The organism is Candidatus Phytoplasma tritici (assembly GCF_000495255.1).
In the GTDB taxonomy this organism is placed as follows: Bacteria; Bacillota_I; Bacilli_A; order Acholeplasmatales; family Acholeplasmataceae; genus Phytoplasma; species Phytoplasma tritici.
Genome location: NZ_AVAO01000003.1, coordinates 161805 through 178397 on the forward strand (window position 1 = coordinate 161805; position 16593 = coordinate 178397).

At 26.8% G+C, this 16593-nt stretch carries 12 protein-coding genes; 11 read left to right on the forward strand and 1 reads right to left on the reverse strand.

Translation table 11 applies throughout. The features are described 5' to 3' along the window. Window positions 1–683 precede the first annotated feature (683 nt). The 6 genes from N747_RS0102045 to N747_RS0102080 all read left to right on the forward strand — a co-directional run bounded on the left by N747_RS0102045 (window position 684) and on the right by N747_RS0102080 (window position 9750). The gene (locus N747_RS0102045; protein WP_024563577.1) at window positions 684–1289 is read left to right on the forward strand and encodes a nitroreductase family protein; all 606 of its coding nucleotides are present in this window, start codon (window positions 684–686) and stop codon (window positions 1287–1289) included. Between the two features lie 1272 nt (window positions 1290–2561). Next, complete coding sequence (gene uvrC / locus N747_RS0102060) at window positions 2562–4331, forward strand: excinuclease ABC subunit UvrC (RefSeq protein WP_024563578.1); 1770 nt, start codon at window positions 2562–2564, stop codon at window positions 4329–4331. A gap of 126 nt (window positions 4332–4457) precedes the next feature. Beyond that, a complete protein-coding gene (gene uvrB / locus N747_RS0102065; RefSeq protein ID WP_024563579.1) occupies window positions 4458–6473 on the forward strand; it encodes an excinuclease ABC subunit UvrB in 2016 nt (671 codons plus the stop codon). A 72-nt stretch (window positions 6474–6545) separates the two neighbouring features. Continuing rightward, on the forward strand, window positions 6546–7562 hold the full coding sequence (locus N747_RS0102070; protein WP_024563580.1) for a lipoate--protein ligase: 1017 nt from the start codon (window positions 6546–6548) through the stop codon (window positions 7560–7562). Between the two features lie 64 nt (window positions 7563–7626). Continuing rightward, complete coding sequence (locus tag N747_RS0102075) at window positions 7627–8370, forward strand: hypothetical protein (RefSeq protein ID WP_240992308.1); 744 nt, start codon at window positions 7627–7629, stop codon at window positions 8368–8370. A gap of 126 nt (window positions 8371–8496) precedes the next feature. Then, complete coding sequence (locus N747_RS0102080; RefSeq protein ID WP_024563582.1) at window positions 8497–9750, forward strand: AAA family ATPase; 1254 nt, start codon at window positions 8497–8499, stop codon at window positions 9748–9750. A 71-nt stretch (window positions 9751–9821) separates the two neighbouring features. Here N747_RS0102080 and N747_RS0102085 read toward each other — a convergent pair whose 3' ends face one another. Continuing rightward, window positions 9822–11141, reverse strand: coding sequence for an rRNA adenine N-6-methyltransferase family protein (locus N747_RS0102085; protein ID WP_024563583.1), 1320 nt, complete (start codon window positions 11139–11141; stop codon window positions 9822–9824). 380 nt (window positions 11142–11521) lie between these two features. Here N747_RS0102085 and alaS point away from each other — a divergent pair, with 380 nt between their 5' ends. The 5 genes from alaS (at window position 11522) to N747_RS0102115 (ending at window position 16566) form a co-directional block, all read left to right on the forward strand. Then, the gene (alaS, locus tag N747_RS0102090) at window positions 11522–14116 is read left to right on the forward strand and encodes an alanine--tRNA ligase (RefSeq protein ID WP_024563584.1); all 2595 of its coding nucleotides are present in this window, start codon (window positions 11522–11524) and stop codon (window positions 14114–14116) included. 327 nt (window positions 14117–14443) lie between these two features. Continuing rightward, a complete protein-coding gene (gene ruvX / locus N747_RS0102100) occupies window positions 14444–14908 on the forward strand; it encodes a Holliday junction resolvase RuvX (protein WP_024563586.1) in 465 nt (154 codons plus the stop codon). Next, on the forward strand, window positions 14901–15485 hold the full coding sequence (locus N747_RS0102105; protein ID WP_024563587.1) for an O-methyltransferase: 585 nt from the start codon (window positions 14901–14903) through the stop codon (window positions 15483–15485). Before ruvX ends, N747_RS0102105 begins: the two co-directional genes overlap by 8 nt. Window positions 15486–15536: 51 nt before the next feature. After that, window positions 15537–16007 carry a transcription elongation factor GreA gene (gene greA, locus N747_RS0102110; protein WP_024563588.1) on the forward strand — a complete coding sequence of 157 codons (471 nt, stop codon included), beginning with the start codon at window positions 15537–15539 and terminating at the stop codon, window positions 16005–16007. Further along, entirely contained in the window at window positions 15997–16566 is a 570-nt protein-coding gene (locus N747_RS0102115; RefSeq protein ID WP_024563589.1) for a YqeG family HAD IIIA-type phosphatase, read from the forward strand. Before greA ends, N747_RS0102115 begins: the two co-directional genes overlap by 11 nt. The last annotated feature ends 27 nt before the right edge of the window (window positions 16567–16593 follow it).

Consider the following 16593-nt stretch of genomic DNA (forward strand, 5'->3'; position numbering starts at 1 on the left):
ATGAAAGCCCCTCAAAAAACTAAATTTGATTATTGCGTAGTAATTAATTTTGTAGAAAAACTTAGTAAAATACAATAAAAAATTTCAAACCTTACCACAATAAACTAAAAACCAATTTCAATCTTGAAAAGTTTCAAAAAATGTGGCAATTAATTTCTGAAAATATTTAAAAATAAAAAACATTTCAAAGTTGAAAAAAATAACTCTAATTTTATTAAAATACCATTTTGAAACTCAAAAAAAAGATAAAAAGGGTTTAAAAAAGTGATAAACTAAAAAAAATATTAGTATATTAATTAAATATATTAACATGACGTTTTCCTTTGGTTTTATACCTATTTTTACATGATGATATATTATAATTGAGAATGACACATTATATTTTGAATTTTTGTTTTCTTATTGTTATGTTGTTTTGTTATATTTGGTTATCTTTTTTATAAGATTTAGTATATTTTTTATGTTTCAACTTCTAATATATTTGATAATTTGGATTAAATTGGATTAGAGGTTTTTTTGAAAACAAAAAAGAAATAAAAACGCAAATGCAAACTTTGAAAAATATTTTTTTGCTGTTTAAATTGTTTTCTTTCCAAAATTACAAAAACTAACTTAAAACATTGTGAAATCACTCAACATTTAAATTATTTTAAATAAAAATAACCAAATCTTAGGAGTTTTTTATGGATTTTTTAAAAATTAAAAGTGTGCGTCAATTTTGCACCAATCATGAAATACCAAACAACATTTTAGAAGAAATTTTGGCTACAGTTTTCCAAGCGCCCTCTGCTTTTAATTTACAACCATGGCGTTTTTTTGTTTTTAAAGGCGAAAAGAGCAAACAAAAAATAGCTCCTTTTTTATATGGCAACAAAACTCAATTAGAAACTTGTTCTGCTATGATTTTGTTGTGTTGCGATACTCAAAAAAATGCCTTAGCTGAAAAAATTTATCAACAAGAAGTTTTACAAAAACAAATATCTGATACAACCAAATTACAAGTAATTACAAAAATTGATGATTATTACAAACAAATTTCCAAAGTAAAACTACAAAATGAGTTATTTTTAGAAGGTGGCATAGGAGCGTTGCAATTGATGTTAGCTGCTAAAAAATATGGTTATGATGTTTGCCCTATGGGAGGATTTAACGCAAAAAAAATCAATGAAGGACTAAATATTGATGTTCAATATTTGCCTGTATTATTAGTTGCTATTGGTAAATCACAAGAAAAACCAAAAAATAAAGCTTTTCGAATGGATTGCAAAGATTTTATTTTTTGGATGTAGTTAAAATTGCAAAAAAAAATAACTGTATTCAAACACTAAAAAATTAAAATATTTCCAAAAATAACATTATGGCTGACTTAAAAAGTTGGTCTTTTTTTATAAAAAGGCAATTTTTTTTACTTAATAAATAATTTAATAGTTAATTTCTATAACTTGAGGCAATTTTGCTTAATTAACTTGTTTATATAAAACAGATAAAAATTGCAATTTTTGTTGCTTCATTAAGATAAAACAAACAGCATTAGCCAAATCATTTTTAATATTTCTTTCATATTTCAAATAAAAAACTTATAAAAAGAATAGCAAATAAATCTCCTGTACCTGCCAAATATCAATTTTTTTCTTTATTATGTGCCTGTACCAAATATTTTTTTGTAGAACTTGATGCAAAAAATTGAAAATATTTTTCATCTTGAAAATTAACACCTGTAATAATATCTGCTTGCAAATTATTTTTTTAAAAAAAGAAGTTATTTTAGGCTTAAAAAAACATCTGTTATTGACCATTACATGGTAACATAAATATAAAATTATGCAACAATTTCCAAAACAACTTCGCAAATATCTATAAAGACCCCCTAAATCTCCAATTAAAATATAGCTTGACACTGTTTTTCTACTCCAATATCAAAAAGAACTTCTACCAAATCAACTATATTTTGTTTATTAAAAACTTGTTCTTGCTGTTTTTTTATAGTCTGTATGATTGAAAAATTGAAATGTATTGATGGGCCAAAACATAAAAATTCATATTTTGAAAAGGATAAACTGCTGCTTTATTTTCGACATAGCAATATATATACTACATGAGATTGAATAAAAAGAGAATGCTTTTGAGTATTGGGTGTATTCGTTTTGGAACTCTCCTTTATTTAGTTGCTTTCAAGTGTTTTAGTTTTGATATTTTTTTACTTTACTATTTTATAATTTAAAAATATACTTCTATTCTAAATCAAAAATAAACTTATTTTGCAAATTATTTATTAATTATTATTTTAATTTGAAAAAAATCAGTTTATTACCAAAAATGCTTCAAATTTTTTTTAATCATTTCAAAAAAAGAATATTAATTTTGATATAATAAAGTTAATGAAAACAAACGAAGAAACAAATATTTCAAAAATCAACAAACAAAGAAAGCAAATAAGTTTTTTTACAACAAAATAAAATAAGTAAAATGAAAAAACGCCAAATTAAAACGTTAAAAATAAAACTATCTTTAAATTAGTTAAAAAAACAAAAAAACAATTCAATAAACGGAAGTAATTTAAAATGTCAATTCTTTTAGAAAAAATAAAAACTTTACCGCCCAATCCTGGTTGTTATCTTTTCAAAAACACAAACGACACTATTATTTATGTTGGTAAAGCCAAAAATTTAAAAAAACGCGTCCAAAGTTATTTTACCAAAAGCAACAACTTAAAAACAGCGATGTTAATTGCAGAAACCCAAGACTTTTTCTACATTATTACTAACAACGAACAAGAAGCCTTAATTTTGGAAGTTAACTTAATCAAAAAACACACTCCTAAATATAATTTTAAACTTTTGGATGACAAAACTTACCCTTATATTGAAATTACCAAAGAAAAACACCCACGATTAAAAATTTCACGATTCAAACAAATTCCTCCAGGAAAAATAATTTTTGGTCCTTATCCCAATCTTAAAAGCACCAAAGAAACCTTAAAATTGTTGCATCTTTTGTATCCTTTAAGAAGATGTTTGTTAGCATCAAAAAAACCATGTCTTCATTTTCACATCAATCAATGCCTCGGCGCTTGTGCAGGAAACACAATTAATTATAAGCCAAATATTGAGGCAATTACTAAATTTTTAAAAGGTAATATCAAAGATATTTTAAAAAAATTACACCATTTAATGCAAACAGCCAGCGAAAAAATGTTTTATGAAAAAGCCCAAGAATACCTCGACATTATTGATTCAATTAAACAGACCACCAAAAAACAACTTATCAGCAATCAAAAACTCAAAAATTGCGATATTTTTGCTTATGCATTTAATCAAGACCAAATAGCAATTCAAATTTTAAAAATGCGCCAAGGAAACATCGTTGATTCTTATCGCAGCGTTTTTTCATATGTGGGCTTTGTGTGGGAAAATATTTTAACTTATCTTAATTGTTATTATCAAAAAAACCTTAAACCAGACACAATTATTACAGGCAAAAACCAAGATGAAAATATTTTGCAACAAATGATAACTAACCAAACTTTATTGGAACAAATCTTGCAAACCAAAGTAAATATTTCTCATAAGGGAGACAAAAAGAAACTTTATTTGTTAGCCTTAAAAAACGCCCAAAATGATTTATCCAATAATAATTTAATCTATCAATCCAAAGACCAAAAAATTCAAGAATCCTTAGACAAATTGTCAATTATTTTTAATAAAGATATCAAAAGAATTGATGTTTTTGACAATTCTCAACTATTTGGACAAGCCTTTGTGGCGGCAAGAATTGTATTTAATCATTTTAAATTTGACAAAAAACTTTATCGAACTTTTCACATTAAAGGTGAATTGCCTAACGAATATAAAGCTTTTGAAGAAACACTTACGCGTTGTTATAACAAAAACAAGGAAGCTGAAAATGATGCACCAGATTTAATTTTGGTTGATGGCAGTTTAGGACAGTTAAGTCAAAGCCAAAAAACTTTAAAGAAGTTGGGCTATGAAATTCCTTTAGGAGCATTGAAAAAAAATAACAAACATCAATTAACTCATCTTGTAACTTTGCAAGAAAAATTAATATTGGAACAAAACCCTAATTTATTTCATTTTTTAAAAAGTTTAAGCGAAGAAGTCCATCGTTTCACCGTTGATTTTCACCGCAAAACCAAAAACAAACTGGATTATAAAACCACTTTATCAAATATAAAAGGAGTTGGCGTTGTTAGAAAAAAAGCCATCTTAAATCATTTTGAAAGTTTAGAAGCCATCAAAAAAGCTACTTTGCAAGATTTTCAAAAAATAGGAATTAATCAAAAGTTGTTTTTGTTAATTAAAAAGAGTTTATAAAAGTGGACAAATAAACATTTATTAAAAATATTGACAAAATTTTTGGAACGCAGAAAAAAATCATCTAAATATTTTGAAATTAAACCAAAAAAACACCAAAACTAAAAAAAATGCAAGGAGCAACAGATGAGTTTAACAAATTTATTTAAATTACAAAGTTCTTTAAAACCAAGTGGCGACCAACCCCAAGCAATTAAAAAATTGATTAATAACTTTAAACAAGGTTTACAAGAACAAATTCTTTTGGGAGCTACTGGCACTGGAAAAACTTTTACCATTGCAAACATTATTCAACATTTACAAAAAAAAACTTTGGTTATTGCTCATAATAAAACATTAGCAGGACAACTTTACAACGAATTAAAAACCATGTTTCCCAACAATCGCGTAGAATATTTTATTTCTTATTATGATTACTACCAACCAGAAGCATATGTAGCATCAAGCGACACTTACATTGAAAAAGACTCCAAAATCAATGATGAAATTGATCAGTTGCGTCATAGTGCCGCAGGTTCGTTACTTAACCGCGATGATGTAATAGTAGTTGCTTCAGTTTCGTGCATTTATGGAGTAGGCGACCTTAAAGATTATCAAAAATCAACACTACATTTACAAATTGAAGACAAGTACGAAAGAAACGATTTAATTAACAAGTTAATAGAATTAAAATACCAAAGAAACGAAATTAATTTTCAAAGAGGAACTTTTCGAGTTAGAGGCGACATTGTAGAAATTATTGCTTCATCTAGTAAAGAAATCGGTATACGCATTATTTTTTTTGGCAATGAAATTGAAAATATTCAAAATTTTAATGTTTTAAATGGCAAAGCAATTACTAATCTTAAATTAATTACTCTTTTCCCTGCTAGTCTATATGCTACAAATACCCAAAAATTACAAGAAAGCATAAAAAGAATTCGCCAAGAATTAAAGGAACAAATTAATCATTTTGAAGAAACTAACCAACTTTTAGCAGCTCAAAAAATTAAAATGCGTACTTTACATGATTTAGAAATGTTAGAACAAATAGGCAATTGCAATGGTGTTGAAAATTATTCAAGACATTTGGCACTCAAAGAAAAAGGCGAAGCGCCATCAACTTTAATTGATTTTTTTGGAAATGAATTTTTAACCATTATTGATGAATCTCATGTAACTATTCCCCAAATTAAAGGAATGTATTTTGGTGATTTTTCTCGTAAAACCAACTTAGTAAATTTCGGTTTCAGACTACCAAGCGCCCTTGATAACAGACCTTTAAAATTCAATGAATTCCAATCCAAAATGAATAAAGTTATCTATCTTTCAGCTACTCCTGGAAACTATGAATTAACTAAAAAAATCCCCATTGTAGAACAAATTATAAGACCTACTTTTGTCCTTGATCCAGAAATTGAAGTAAGACCCACCAACAACCAAATGGACGATCTTTACTTTGAAATTAAACACCAAACTAAAAACAATAAAAGAATTTTAATAACCACTTTAACTATTAATATGAGCGAGGACCTAACTACTTATTTAAAAAATTTAGGCATCAAAGTAGCTTATTTACACAGTGAAATTAAATCTTTACAAAGACTTGAAATTTTAAAAGATCTAAGATTGGGAAAATATGATTGTTTGGTGGGAGTTAATCTTTTGAGAGAAGGACTTGACTTACCTGAAGTAGCTTTAGTAGCTATTTTGGATGCTGACAAACAAGGTTTTTTAAGAAACGAAAGAAGCCTTATCCAAACTATTGGAAGAGCAGCTAGAAACATTACAGGCAAAGCTATTATGTATGCTGATTGTATTTCTCCCGCTATGCAAATTGCTATTGAAGAAACTTATCGTAGAAGAAAAATCCAACAACAATACAATGAAAAAATGAAAGTAACACCAACCGCTCTTAACAAAACTATTTTAGAAACAATTTCAATCAAACAAAAGGAAAGTGCCAAAAATAAAAATGAAAAGGTTAAGGGTCAAAAAAAATTTCAAATACATAAAAATATGACAGATAAAAATAAAGAAATTAAACTTTTTAAAAAAATGATGAAAGAAGCTGCCAAAGCCCTTGATTTTGAAAAAGCAGCTACATTAAGAGATTTGATTTTGGAGTTAGAGAAAAAGGCAAAAAAGATTAATATAATATGAGTTTACATAACTAAAAAATGATATAATATTACTGGAAAAAACATTTATAACACTTTACAAAGAGATTTTATTATGATTTTGATTAAAATTAATCGCATCTGCGACCTAAAACCTTATTTTTATTACGCCCTAGAACAATACGCCCTTAATCATTTATTAAAGAAAAACCTTGAAAAAAGCTTCTTTTTTATTTGGAAAATAAAAGGAGTTGTAGTTGGCAAAAATCAAATAATTGAAAACGAAGTTAATTTAGATTATCTCAAAGAACATAAAATCCCTTTATTTAGAAGACCTACTGGTGGGGGATGTGTTTATAACGACACTCAAACTCCTCTTTTTAGCATCATTTCCAAAAAAGAAAAAAATTTCAGTTTTAAACCTTTTTTAGCTAAAATTGTTGTTTTATTACAAAAATTAGGACTTAATGTTGAATTTAGTGGCAGGAACGACATTTTACTAGAAGGCAAAAAAATTTCTGGAAATGCCTTTATGCAAAACCAAAATGGCATGGTAACTCATGGAACACTTCTTTATAATTGCGATTTTCAAACTATGATAAACACAATTACTCCAAACGACCAAAAATTAATTTCTAAAGGAATTGCAAGTTTACGTTCCCGAGTAACTAATATTAAAGGCTATCTTCCATATATGTCACAAGAAAAGTTAATCCGGTATTTAACTGAGGCTTTAACTGACCAAACTTATGTACTTAGCGATCAAGAAATAAAATTAATAGAAAAAGAATCTCTCCAGTTTGCTTCCAATGAATTTTTATTCTTAACCCAGCCCCATCACACCAAAATACTTAAAAGACGTTTTTCTTGGGGAGGATTAGAAATTTTTTTAGATATTAGATTTGGTTTAATTGAAAAAATGACTTTGATTGGAGATTTTTTTCATAAAGAAGATAATTTAGAAAAATTTAGCAAACTTTTTGAAGGAATAACTTATCAAACTGAAAAACTACAAGAAGTTTTGGAAAAAACAAACATCAGTTTTTATATTTTGGATGCTACTAATGATGATTTTTTGAACTTACTTAAAGAAGGCATTTTAGAAGAAAAACTTAAAAATTTAAGTTATTAGCAATTACTAAAATAGTTTTAAATTTAAAAATTTTATATAGATTATCAAAAAGTATAGATCAACAATGAAAAAAACACAAAAAAATAGCAAAATAAAATATGAAAATAAAATCAAAGGTATATTTATGTTAAATAATCAAAAAAATGTTTTAAGAAAAATCATTGCCATTTCTTTCTTATTATTTTTGGCTTTTGTTTTGGAACTTCTTTCTCGTTATACTATTAATGGAGGAATCCCTTGCAATTATGCTTTTTTTCGCATTGAATTAATTTTTATCATTTTAATAGGTTATCTTTTTGGACCTAAATACGGATTTTGGGCTAGTTTATTTTATCTTTTAATTCATTATGTTTTAGAATTTTCTTTTATGGAAGTGTTATTACACCATACACACGAAAATCATAATCACATTTATAACCATAAAAATGAACATGCAAGCAAAACCCTTATTTTCCTTTACAGATTTTTTCTTCCCTATATTGTCTGCTCTTTTTCGGGCTTATTTTATCGAAAAAACTTAAATCATCTCACGAAAAAAACACCTATTATAATAACTTTAGTGTTAATTAGTGTAGTTCAAATTATTTCAAGCATTTTATTTATTAATTTATTACAAGAAAACTTTGCCAAAAAAACTTTTTTAAAGTGGTTCATCCAAAGCCCTTCTTATTCCTGGTCGCTTAATATTATTTATAGTTTTTCATCAGTTATTGTAAATAATACAATTATGGGAGTTTTATTTTATTTAATTAATTTACGTCTTAAAGATAATATGGAATTTTTATATGGTTTTTCCAAGGAAAATTAAATTTTGGAAAATCTTTTTTAAAATCCAAACAACATATTTTTTGTGTACTATTTCACTTTTATTAATTTAATTACAATAATTTATAACCTTTTCTTTTTATAAATTTCATCATGGAGCCTCTACTTAGTGTTTTTAAAATTTTTTAACAAAAACAAAATTATTATATTCTTTATTTTGCCATTATTTTTAATTTTATTATTTTTAATTAGTCTAGAATTATCATATTTTTGGATAGAAAAAAATCAATTAAAAAACACTTCTTTAATAAATATGTACGAACTGTTTGAAAAATTAAAAAAAAACGAAATTAAAAAAATTCATTATACTTATAAAAGCCAATACAGCATTTGGACCAAAGAACATTATTTAATCCAAGCAGAAAGTTTTAATAATCAAAAATATTATTGTAAAATGACAACCTCCAATTATGATTATTTAGTACATGCTTTTTATTTATATAAAGATGTTTTGGTGGAAATCAAAGAAAATATCCAATTTAATTTTTTAGAATTATATTTCAAATTTATAAGTTATTTTGTTTCTTTTATTTTTGGATGTTATATTTTAATTCACCTTAAACAAATGTTATCAAAAAAAATAAATAGATTTAATGCAAAAAATGATTTTTCCGAAGACAAAATAACTTTTGCAGATATAGCAGGTCTCGAAGAAGAAAAAAAAGAAATCCAAGAATTAGTTGATTTCTTAAAACATCCTCAAAAATATCATAAAATGGGCTTTGCAATTCCTAAAGGAGTATTATTAGAAGGTCCTCCGGGAACAGGTAAAACCTTACTTGCAAAATCATTAGCTAATGAGGCAAAAGTCCCTTTTTATGCTGTATCTGGTTCTGAATTTGTCGAAATTTATGTAGGAGTTGGAGCTTCTAGAATAAGAGAATTGTTTCAAAAAGCCAAAACAACTACTCCTTGTATTATTTTTATTGATGAAATAGATACTTTAGGAGCTAAAAGAAAAAACAATCCTATCATAGAATCACGCGAACACGACCAGTCTTTAAACCAACTTTTATTAGAGATGGATGGGTTTTTTAAACTTTCACAAATAATCATTATTGCTGCTACTAATAGAATAGATATGTTAGATCCTGCTTTGATTCGTCCAGGTAGGTTTGACCGTAAAATAAAAATTAATTTACCCAATCTAAAAGCTAGAGAAGCTATTCTAAAAGTTCATGCTAAAAATAAAAATATTTCTTTGGATGTTGATTTTTACAAATTAGCTTTAATTACTGAAGGTGCATCAGGTGCCCAACTTGCAGCCATACTCAATGAGGCTTTAATTTTAGCTATCAGAAATAACAAAGATCAAATTGATAAACAATTTTTAGAACAAGCAATTAAACGCATATTAAATTAATATTGTAAAATCCCTAAAATATAAAAAAGTTAACTTTAAAATAAGTTAACTTTTTATTTTATAAAATGATATTATTTTGTAGCATCAGTAGCAGCAAAAATAAAAACTTTGGTTGGTAAAATTGCACTAGAAACAAAAATTTGATTTTTAGTATCTTTAATTTCTTCTACACCATCTCCAATATTGTGTTTTTCAAGTAAAAATGGCAAAAATCGATATTCAACAAACCTAATCTTATTTTGTTTAATTACTGTGGCAAGGTTTTTATTTAGTTCTTGCAATTTTTCTTGGGAAAAAATACTCAAAGGCAAAGTAGATACTATACCTTTTATTTGGTCTATCAAAATTTTTTGATTTTTTAACAATTTAATAAAATCACAAGCATCTCCTTCGATAACTGTTAAATTTGGAAATTTATTTCTCAAAACATTACATAATTCTTTATCATATTCCAAAGCAATAACATTTTTGACTCCAAACTTTTGTACTAAATATTTAGTAACATTACCACTGCCTGCTCCTAGTTCCAAAATTTTTTCATCTTTTTTTGAATTTAAGTCTTGTTTTCCTTCAAGCACCAAATTACTTAATTGTTTAGCGATATCTTGTGATTCAGGAAAAAGAGAAGATCCCATTTGTTGAGGATGAAACACCAATTCTTTGGCATGATTCCAATCACTTTTTTCCCTAGTAATAATACAAATCAAAAATGCTCCTAACACTAAAAGTACGCTTTTATAAAAAGGATGAATTTTTATTTTTTGCACTACTATTAAACCCATTGACAAAAGAAAAAAAGAGACGAAAATTTTAAAATAAGCTAATATTAAATGGTTTTGGTAATAAGGATTAATAAAATGCGATTTCAAATCCATTTTAAAACCAAAAATAATAGCAGATAACAAAAAGTAGCAAAAAGGATGAACAAAAACTATCCACACTTTTTTCCAACCCAAAAAAGTAATTGATCGTTTCCAAACATAAAAACAATAAACCAAAGGAGCAAAGACATATTGCAAATAATAAGGAATGAGTTGTATTTGCCAATTTGCAGAAATAAAATGCTGTCTGCGGTCTTCAATAAAATCACAAAAAACCAAACTTATAATTAAAATATTTACCAAAGCAACAAAACTTAATATTTGATAAAATTTAGTATTTCTATATTTAGTTAAAGCAAGTATTGCAACTATCAAAATTAAAAAAATATTTTGTCTTGTGTAATGAAAAATATTTTTAAAATAAGTAAATAAATCTAGATGGGTTTGTAAACAACTATCAAAAATTCCCCAAATCAAAGTTATTGAAGAAAAAATAACTAATAATAACGAGCTTAAATTTTTTTTAAAAAACGAAGAATTAAAAATTTTGTAAAAAGATGTGATTTTCATTTTGATACCTCAAAAAAATGTTAAATTAATAAAAAAATGTTAAATTAATAAAAAAATGTTAAATTAAAATTATTTTATTAATTTAAAACAACAATTAAATTATATCATTTTTTTAAAAAAACCTTTTTATAATTATCAACAATTAAAAAATAACGAAAAAATACAAAAAAAATAACGAAAAGCCATAAAAAAATGTTAAAATTAAGTTTGATCAGTTTTTTAATTTTATAAATATGTTAGGCATCAATTATATATTTATTACAAATCAAAATTAAATCAAAACATATTTTAATAAAACTAATTATTATTTGCAGCAGCATCAAAAACCAAATTAATATCAAATATCACCCCAACCCCCCCCAATTAAAGGAGTTTTTATAATGACATCTTTTGAAATTAGACAAATGTGGCTCAAATTTTTTGCAAGCAAAAACCATCACATCGTAAAATCATCTTCTTTGATACCGCGAAACGAATCTAACTTATTATGGGTTAATGCAGGTATTACCCCTTTAAAAAAATATTTCGATGGCACACAAATACCTCCTTTTAGACGTATTACTAACGTGCAAAAATGCATTCGTACCAATGACATCAAAAAAGTAGGCAAAACCTCACGCCATCACACTTTTTTTGAAATGTTAGGCAGTTTTTCTATCGGAAATTATTTTAAAAAAGAAGCTATCCACTACGCCTTTGAGTTGTTAACTTCGCCTAAATGGTTTGCTTTTCCATTAGAAAAACTCTACATCACGTATTTTTTTCAAGACAAAGGTACTTATCAATATTGGCTTGATTTAGGAATCGACAAAACACACCTTATTCCTTTAAAGGACAATTTTTGGCAAATAGGTCCTGGTCCTTCTGGTCCTTGCACCGAGATTTTTTTTGACAGAGGCAAAACTTTTGACCCTCGCAACAAAGAACTAATTATTCAAGATTTAGAAAACGACCGTTTTATCGAAATTTGGAATATTGTTTTTTCTCAATATAATTGCGATCTTAAATTACCTATCGAAAAATATCAAGAACTACCAAGCAAAAACATTGATACTGGGGCTGGTTTAGAACGTTTAGCCTGTATTTTGCAAAACACCAAAACCAATTTTGAAACAGACCTTTTCTTTCCTTTAATAAAATTTTTGGAAAAAATGACACAAATCACATACACAGGACAAGAAAGTTTTCAAATTATTGCAGATCACTTAAAAACTTTGGTTTTTGCAATCAATGACGGAGCAGTCCTCACTAACGAAAAAAGGGGATATGTCTTAAAAAAATTATTACGAAGAGCTGCTAACGAAGGCAAAAAACTAGGTTTAGACAAACCTTTTTTACATAAATTGGTTCCTCCAATAGTTGCAATGATGAAAGATTTTTACAAAGAATTACGCAACAACCAAGAAATGATTGCCAAAGTTATATTGCAACAAGAAAATATTTTTGAAAAAACTCTCAAAACTGCCGAAAAAACTTTTTTACAACACCTCACCCAAAAAACTTTATCAGGACAAAACTTTTTCAAATTATACGACACTTATGGCATTCCCGAAAATTTAATTTTGGATTATGTTAAAAAGAAAAACATTACAACAGACTACCAAAAATTTCAAGAATTACTCAACGAACACCAAAATTTAAGCAAACAAAACCAAAAATCAAAAACACATATGAACAAACAAGAAGAAGCGTTTCTCCAATTTTTAACTCCCAGCGAATTTATAGGTTATACAAATTTTGCTTGTAAAACCAAAGTAATCAAAGTTTTTGATAAAGGAATAGTGCTTGAAAAAACACCTTTTTATGCTAATATGGGAGGACAAATAGAAGATGAAGGTTGGATTAACAACACCAAAGTTACCAAAATAACTAAACTACCAAACGGACAAATTTTGCACGAATTTCAAGGCAACTTTTGTGAAGGTCAAGAAGTTTATGCCTGCATTGACAAAACTAAACGAAAACAAATTTCTTATCATCACACAGCAACACATCTTTTGGAAGCAGTTTTGCAAAAAAAATTAGGCAATCACATCAAAAAACAAGGTTCATCAGTGGGATTTGGATCTTTGCGTTATGATTTTAATCATTTTGAAAAAATATCTCCTCAAACTTTATTACAAATAGAAAAAGAAGTAAACCAACTGATTCAAAAAACAATTCCAGTCAAAATTGAACAACTTTCAATCCCAGACGCCCAAAAAAAATACGCCACTCTTCTAGAACAAAATCAAAAAGCCAAATACAAAGACAAAGTAAGAATCGTAAGTATTGATACTTTTTCAGTGGATTTATGCGGAGGAACACATGCCACAAACACTAAAGATTTAGAACATTTTACTATTTTGTCGTGCGAAAGCATTAGCTCTGGCATCTACCGCATTGAGGCAGTTTGTAATAATAATTGCAAAGAAAGTCTCAACGCTAAATTAGCTCCTTACCAAAACGAATTGCACCAATTAACCCAAAAAGCAAAATCCTTACAAACACAAAAACTCACTTTTGAAATTAAAAAATTTCCTCCAATAACCAAAAGTTATCAAGATATTATCAATTATCAAAAACATATCAAAACACAACAACAAGCCTTAGTTCTTTTTGAAAAAAAAGTTTTAGAATATCATCAAAAAAAGATGTTACAAGCAGAATCTAATTTTTTACCACCACGAATTACCAAAAAAATAATGTTAACCATTAAAGAAGAAAAACCTTTAGAAGTTCTCAAATTTTTTATGAATCATATTTTTGATAAATATCATTTAGAAGTTTTATTTTTATCTTATGTGCAACCTGAAAAAATTGTTTTTTTATGCAAAAGCAAAACTCTACATGCAGGCAATTTGATTAAAGAAAGTGTGTCCTTGGCTTGTGGTTCTGGCGGTGGCAATGCCAGTTTAGCTCAGGGTGGCACCAAAAAAACTCAAAATTTAGAAAAAGTTCTTAATTTTGTAAAAAACAAATTAGAAATAAATTAACCTTTTAGAAATTTTTATAATAAAAATACTCAAAGAAAAAATTTCTAAAATTATTAAAAATCTTTAAAATTCCTAAAAATTGTTAAAAGGTGTTCGAAATGACAAAAAACAAAAAAATAAAAAAGGAAAAAAAGTGAAAAAAAAGTTAAAATTAAATTCTTTTAAAAAACCCAACCCACTATTTTTCAATTATTTTAAACAATTATTAATAAAATTATTTGCCTCAAAACACAAAAAAATTGATAAAATAAAGTTGAACCAAAACCAAGAAAAAAAGAATAATTTTTATCATTCAAACCATTTTTTAACAAATGAGAATGTTTTATTATGTTAAACTACCAAAATAATGCATCTTTGGGTTTGGATTTAGGTGAAAAAACTTTAGGAATTGCTTTATCACAAACAGGAGTTATTGCCCAAAACCTCAAAACCATTTTTTTTGACACCCACAAATACGATCAATTGATTTCACCTTTACAAGAAATCATTTATCAATATCAAATTAAAACAATTATTTTGGGATACCCCAAACACATGAACAACGATATAGGAATTAAAGCCAAAATAAGTAATGATTTTAAAAAAACGCTAGAAAAAAAGTTTAGGCAAGTAAAAGTAATTTTATGGGATGAACGATTATCTACCGTACAAGCAATCCAAATGTTAAAAACCAATAACAAAAAAAAAAGCAAAATTTTACAAATGAAAGACGAAATTGCAGCAGCCATCATTTTACAAAATTATCTCGATTATATCAAATTATACCTAAACAAAGAGAATCGAAATGTTTGATTTTAACAAAGAAAAGCACTTACAAAAATTAAAAAAATACGCCCAAGAAAACAAAATACCCATTATTCAAGACCAAGGATTAGCTTTGTTAATTGATGTAATTTCACAAAACAAAATCACAAATATTTTAGAAATCGGAACTGCCATTGGGTATAGCTCTTTGGCTATGAGTTCTCTTACCACTAAAATTGATACCTTGGAAAGAGATTTTATAAATTATAATTTAGCTAAAAAATTTTTAAAAGAAACTCCCTATCACATAAATGTCATTTGGGCAGAGGCGTTAATTTATCCTACTTGCAATTTAAAAAACTATGATTTAATTTTTATTGATGCTGCCAAAGCCCAATATCAAAAGTTATTTTGCAAATATGCTCCTTTCCTCAAAAAACAAGGAATTATCATTTTTGATAACCTCAATTTAAGTTGTTTTAAAAAAGCAAAAACTACTAAAAATAATAAAGGAATTTTCAAAAAAATGCATAATTTTCAAACTTTTTTAACAAATCACCCAGATTTTACCACCACTTTTCAAGATGTAGGCGATGGATTAATTATTTCTTATCTCAAAAAATAATTTAGGAATTTTGAAAAACAACCAAAAAATAAAAAAGAAGGTCTTTTATTTATGAATAATAAAATTTATGAACTTACCCAACCAGGAATAGAAAAATTAAAAAAAGAATTAACTTTTTTAAAAGAAGTTAAAAGAAAAGAAAATTTAGAAGCCTTAAAAGAAGCTCGCGAACAAGGAGATTTATCGGAAAACGCTGATTATGATGCTGCTAGAAACGAACAAGCTTTAATAGAACATCGCATTTCAGAAATCCAAAATATTTTAAAAAATGTCCGCGTAGTTAAAGTTTCCAAAGAAAGAGAAGTAAGTATTGGCAAAAAAGTATCTTTAGAGCTTTTACACACCAAACAACAACAAGAAATTGAATTAGTAAGCACCTTGGAAGCAGATCCTTTTACAAAAAAAATTTCGATTGAATCTCCTTTGGGGAAAAACATCAAAGGGCATCAAATAGGAGATGTTGTTTTTGTTACCAGCGAAACTGGAAACACTTTTAGAGTCAAAATTGTAGATGTCCAATAAAATGACTTGTCCCAACAAACTTTTCATCCCTCAACACTATTTTCCTTGTGTCTTGCAAATTCCTTTTGGGTTGTTTCAAAAACAAGGAATTAAAGCGTTAATTTTTGATCTAGACAACACTTTAATTGAATGTAACAAAGATATTCTAGATGAGCAAATTAAAACCTTTTTAACTAAGTTATCTATTATTTTCAAAGTTGTTATTCTTTCTAACGCCTCTAAAAAACGCCTTCACAAAGTTTTAAAAAATGATTTTGCTTTTATATATTTGAATTTATTAAACAAAAAACCATCCCCTACAGCTTTTAAAAAAGCATGCCAACTTCTCAATTTAGAGCCCACACAAATGTTGATGATAGGAGACCAACTACAAACAGATATCAAAGGAGCTAATCAAGCAGGTTTTTGTTCTTTGTTAGTAAAACCCCTAAATCGCCTTCAAGAAAGTGCGTTTACCAAATTCAATCGTTTTTATCGTGAAAAAAAGTTTTTAACCAATCTAAAAAAACAAGATTATCATTTTTGGAAAGAAAAATTTCAAGACTTTGAAGAAAAATGAAAATAACATATTGTTGCACAAAATTCG

Coding starts and splice junctions, on each gene's coding strand:
- N747_RS0102045 (WP_024563577.1), top strand. CDS start 684: ATGGATTTTTTAAAAATTAAAAGTGTGCGTCAATTTTGCACCAATCAT.
- uvrC (WP_024563578.1), top strand. CDS start 2,562: ATGTCAATTCTTTTAGAAAAAATAAAAACTTTACCGCCCAATCCTGGT.
- uvrB (WP_024563579.1), top strand. CDS start 4,458: ATGAGTTTAACAAATTTATTTAAATTACAAAGTTCTTTAAAACCAAGT.
- N747_RS0102070 (WP_024563580.1), top strand. CDS start 6,546: ATGATTTTGATTAAAATTAATCGCATCTGCGACCTAAAACCTTATTTT.
- N747_RS0102075 (WP_240992308.1), top strand. CDS start 7,627: ATGAAAAAAACACAAAAAAATAGCAAAATAAAATATGAAAATAAAATC.
- N747_RS0102085 (WP_024563583.1), bottom strand. CDS start 11,141: ATGAAAATCACATCTTTTTACAAAATTTTTAATTCTTCGTTTTTTAAA.
- alaS (WP_024563584.1), top strand. CDS start 11,522: ATGACATCTTTTGAAATTAGACAAATGTGGCTCAAATTTTTTGCAAGC.
- ruvX (WP_024563586.1), top strand. CDS start 14,444: ATGTTAAACTACCAAAATAATGCATCTTTGGGTTTGGATTTAGGTGAA.
- N747_RS0102105 (WP_024563587.1), top strand. CDS start 14,901: ATGTTTGATTTTAACAAAGAAAAGCACTTACAAAAATTAAAAAAATAC.
- greA (WP_024563588.1), top strand. CDS start 15,537: ATGAATAATAAAATTTATGAACTTACCCAACCAGGAATAGAAAAATTA.
- N747_RS0102115 (WP_024563589.1), top strand. CDS start 15,997: ATGTCCAATAAAATGACTTGTCCCAACAAACTTTTCATCCCTCAACAC.